This window comes from Wolbachia endosymbiont of Nomada ferruginata (assembly GCF_001675785.1).
Classification (GTDB): domain Bacteria; phylum Pseudomonadota; class Alphaproteobacteria; order Rickettsiales; family Anaplasmataceae; genus Wolbachia; species Wolbachia pipientis.
In genome coordinates this window covers 1-1,226 of record NZ_LYUY01000161.1, presented here as the reverse complement: position 1 = coordinate 1,226, position 1,226 = coordinate 1, and the positions used below count along the sequence as shown (strand labels likewise).

Genomic DNA, 1,226 nt, shown 5'->3' with positions numbered 1-1,226 from the left:
ACACACTTGCCAATTCTTCTGCAACTCTGCATCCATATCCGTGCTTTTCTGCTATTTCCTTAACCAAGTTACCCAGAGTAATTTGATGCCATTCTTTTGATACTTTCTCCTTTAATGATAGTCTTAAATTTGTTGCATGAGCCTTTATTAGTAAGGTTTTAGGTGGACTCTGCACCGTAATTTCATTAACTGTATATATACCCATAGGTACTACTCCAGTTTCTCTGTAACCCAGAGCGATATTTAATTCATTCGGAACATTTAAGTTTTCATCTCTGTAATCAACATGTACTTCAACTATATCATCTATAGTTCCAGATTCATCGGTAAGGCGTAACGATATAACTCTATCTCTAATTGATTCACATTTATCTATTACAAAATCTGGCTGCATTTATTCCCACACCTTTAATTTTGACTTTTGTACTGTTTTCTGAATAGCAGAAAGCTTTATCTTTAATCCTGCTGGCAAAAAGCTTCCATATTCTGCCAAACCTAAGTTCTCTGCTAGTGCTAATTCCACTACTCCATCCGTAAATCCGTAATGTTTCCAGCAAATCAGATCTAGCATTTCTCCTTCTTTGGTTAAGTAATATATAGTCATCTATAGCTCTTCAAACTCAAACTAAACTCAACTTTTCTTGGTAGTCCATTAGGTAAAAAATACATCTGCTTTTCTTCTAACCTAGTAATTACAAATTGTCCTAAAATATTACCTAAACTATCTACTAAAACATGTGGTTTTTCAGCTTCTTTCATATTCTTTAGTTGATTTAGCCCGTTGAGATTATGCAGATGAATCGTTCCTTCTAAATCTATATTTTCTATATCTTGGCCGATATTTTGTAATAGTGGCGTATTTTCAATACACTCAATCGTGCTCCAACGATTTTCTCTGCTATACTTTAAACTTGTGGGAGCAAACTTATACGGACCAAGAGATAGCATCAATAAAATGTCTCTACCGTATCAAATAAAACATCACGTGACTTTTCTCTTATCCTTTTTATTACTTCATCTGCAAGACTACGTACATCTTGGTTAGGTTCTGCTTTAATGCTGATAGTGTAATTATTAGTAATGTTCTGAGTTTTATTTTGTTCTTTATTTTCAAATTTACTCCTTGCAAAGTCAGCAAGTATCTTAGAGGTTGTCCGGAAACAAGTAAAAGGCTATAATATCTGAAATTTTAGTACGGGGTAAAGATGAGAAAAAAGTATCCAACA

The 1,226-nt window shown here is 33.8% G+C and carries 2 protein-coding genes and 2 pseudogenes; all 4 read right to left on the bottom strand.

Annotation, left to right across the window (positions count from 1 at the left end; all coding sequences use genetic code 11):
- Positions 1-394, bottom strand: a pseudogene (locus BA053_RS06215) (phage tail protein); the annotation flags it as partial.
- Complete coding sequence (locus tag BA053_RS06210) at positions 395-604, bottom strand: tail protein X (protein ID WP_065095422.1); 210 nt, start codon at positions 602-604, stop codon at positions 395-397. It lies immediately after the preceding pseudogene.
- Positions 601-948 (bottom strand): phage tail protein, encoded by a 348-nt coding sequence (locus BA053_RS06205; protein ID WP_065106877.1) that lies wholly within the window; start codon positions 946-948, stop codon positions 601-603. Before BA053_RS06205 ends, BA053_RS06210 begins: the two co-directional genes overlap by 4 nt.
- A pseudogene (locus BA053_RS08220) lies at positions 948-1,130 on the bottom strand (hypothetical protein); the annotation flags it as partial. The pseudogene BA053_RS08220 and the gene BA053_RS06205, both read right to left, overlap by 1 nt.
- Positions 1,131-1,226 lie beyond the last annotated feature (96 nt).

Excerpts from the sequence above, each read along its gene's own strand:
- BA053_RS06205 (WP_065106877.1), bottom strand. The coding sequence starts at position 948 with ATGCTATCTCTTGGTCCGTATAAGTTTGCTCCCACAAGTTTAAAGTAT.
- BA053_RS06210 (WP_065095422.1), bottom strand. The coding sequence starts at position 604 with ATGACTATATATTACTTAACCAAAGAAGGAGAAATGCTAGATCTGATT.